This is a genomic window from Burkholderia sp. Ac-20392 (genome assembly GCF_017104585.1).
In the GTDB taxonomy this organism is placed as follows: domain Bacteria; phylum Pseudomonadota; class Gammaproteobacteria; order Burkholderiales; family Burkholderiaceae; genus Burkholderia; species Burkholderia lata.
The window spans coordinates 1-2,194 of sequence record NZ_JAAGPB010000866.1 but is presented as its reverse complement, the minus strand read 5'-3'; the positions used below and the strand labels follow the sequence as shown (position 1 = coordinate 2,194).

Here is a 2,194-nt window from a genome sequence, read left to right as displayed (position 1 = left end):
GCTTCATTCGCGCCGCGGCGCTGGAGCTCGCGCGCCGCAACGTGACGGTGAACGGCGTCGAGCCGGGCATGATCCGCACGCCGGCGGCCGGCAATCTTGGCGGCGCGTCGGTCGCGGCGCAGATCGCGCGCGACATTCCGCTGGCGCGGATGGGCGAGCCGGAAGATATCGCGAACGCGATGCTGTTTCTCGCGTCGACCGATGCGGCGTACATCACGGGGCAGACGATCGTCGTCGACGGCGGTGCGACTTTGCCCGAGAGCGGGGCGGTGCTTGGCGGCGAGTGACGATGGACCGGGTAACGGCCGGCGGAACAGGGCGGGCCCGGCGGCCCGCTGCGAGCTTGCGCAGCGGGCTCGGCGTGTTCCGCGTGTTCCGCCGGGGGCATCTTCGCGTGAGTCAGTCCGGCATCCCGTTGTGGTCCCCGAGCGGCCTGTCGGGCCAGTCCACCCAGCGATCCGCGCGGGTCAGCTCATACGCCTCGTTCATCGGGTAGCGGATGCGGTTGTCGTCGCGCGGGCGTTCACCGATCACCATCAGCCGGACTTCGTCCTGCGTGTTGTTGATGAAGGTGTGGCAGATGCCGGTGCCGGCCGGAAACGCGATGGAATCGCCTTCGGCAACGGGGTGAAGCACGCCGTCGATCCAGACGTCGGGCTTGCCTTCGAGTACGTACACAAACTCCTGCTCAGTGCTTTCGGCATGCGGATAGGACGTCCGCCGGCCCGGCAGAAGCCTCACGTGATGGATGCCGATACGCGTGATGCCGAGCTCGGCGGAAAGCGGCGCGTCCAGCGCCATCGGCTCGGTGTCGCCGCGATAGCAATGCGCTTCCGGTTCTTCGAGTTCGGTCCAGTGCTTGATGAAATCGGGGCGGGTCATCGGTTGCACTCCTTTCGGGGGGGGCGAGGGTAGCGGTTCAGGCGCCGACGTTAGCGGTGACTCGCGCCCCAGCTCGGCGAATGGACCTCGGCCGATAACTTACCAGCGAATGCAGAAGGCCGATTGCTCGTCGAATTTCTCGAGCGGTCGAGGCGGCGACGCCGGCCGGCGCGATCGTGGCCGCCGGCCATGCGGGACGTCAGGTGCCGGTCGGAGAGATTCAGGGCGGCCCGGATGTCGCGGATCGGGCGGTCGACGACATCCGCGGAAATCAGCATCGAACCGCTTCTTGCGTTGCGCAAAAAGCGTCGGCGACGCGACGCACGCATGCCGGTCGCCGCGTATCGCCGCGACTACAGCCAGCCGCTGCGGATGAATTCGACGATCGAATAGCGGCGGTGCTCGAGATCGTGCTGTCGAACGGCGTCGACGATGCGCGACACACCGTCCGCGTAAGGCGTCGCACCCACCACGCGCGATTCGAACTGCAGGCTGCACGCACCGTCGTCGATGCGGATCCGGTGAATCGCGTGGCGGCCGAGCTGATCGTCGGCGACCGCGAATTCGCTGCGTTGCACGTCCGGGTCGCGCACGGAGCGGATGTCTTCCGGCCGCACGCCGAGCGACTGGCCGATCCCGACGGCCGTGCCGGGGACGGACGTCTTGCCGGCCTGGTGCGACTCGGTCAGGCTGATCCGGCAGTCATGAAACAGGTGGCCGCTGGTTTCCAGCATGCTCATGAACTTGAGCATCAGGATGTTCGTGTTCGGGCACAGCACGACCGGGAACGCATGCGAGCCGGCTTCGATCTCGGAGCCGGTCGACAGCTCGACGAGTGGCGATCCGCTGGCCTCGCAGAACGCGATCACATCAGGGAGTTCGCGGCCGGACCCGGCGTGCACGACGATCGTTCGGGCGTCGCTACGCTGCGCATCGTTGCGCGCGCTGTCCGACCAGGGGATCACGCGGCAGGTGGCCGGGTCGAGCCGATGTGCGTCGAGCAGCTCGCTGGCCAGCTTGCCGGTTCCTACGACGAGTACTTGCATGGAATTGACGGGTTGAAGTTCAGGATTCGGGACGGGAGCGGCGCGGGCCGTCGTCGGGTGCCTCGGCACGGTCGCGGCGCATGGCGCCGGAGCGGCCTCGCGCATTATGCCCGGCCGCCCGCCTGCGCGCCCGCCGGGCCTCGCAGGCGGGCAGCCCGGTGCGTCAGCTTGCCGACACCGTCGGCAGCCACGCATTTGCCGCGTTCTGCGTCGCGAGTTGCTTCGCGATCGAGCGCGCGAGGCGGTCCGTATCGGACGCCACCGTA

Annotated in this window: 4 protein-coding genes; 1 reads left to right on the top strand and 3 read right to left on the bottom strand. The window is 68.1% G+C overall.

Annotation, left to right across the window (positions count from 1 at the left end):
* A partial coding sequence (locus G3N99_RS39145) for an SDR family oxidoreductase (protein WP_206125075.1) occupies positions 1–287 on the top strand: 287 nt, incomplete at its 5' end.
* A gap of 112 nt (positions 288–399) precedes the next feature.
* On the opposite strand, the gene G3N99_RS39140 is transcribed toward G3N99_RS39145, so the two are convergent.
* From G3N99_RS39140 to G3N99_RS39130, 3 genes are all read right to left on the bottom strand, one after another.
* The gene (locus tag G3N99_RS39140) at positions 400–882 is read right to left on the bottom strand and encodes a cupin domain-containing protein (RefSeq protein WP_174946971.1); all 483 of its coding nucleotides are present in this window, start codon (positions 880–882) and stop codon (positions 400–402) included.
* A gap of 50 nt (positions 883–932) precedes the next feature.
* Entirely contained in the window at positions 933–1,160 is a 228-nt protein-coding gene (locus tag G3N99_RS39135; RefSeq protein ID WP_206125074.1) for a hypothetical protein, read from the bottom strand.
* A 75-nt stretch (positions 1,161–1,235) separates the two neighbouring features.
* Positions 1,236–1,928 (bottom strand): dihydrodipicolinate reductase, encoded by a 693-nt coding sequence (locus tag G3N99_RS39130; RefSeq protein WP_206125073.1) that lies wholly within the window; start codon positions 1,926–1,928, stop codon positions 1,236–1,238.
* Positions 1,929–2,194 lie beyond the last annotated feature (266 nt).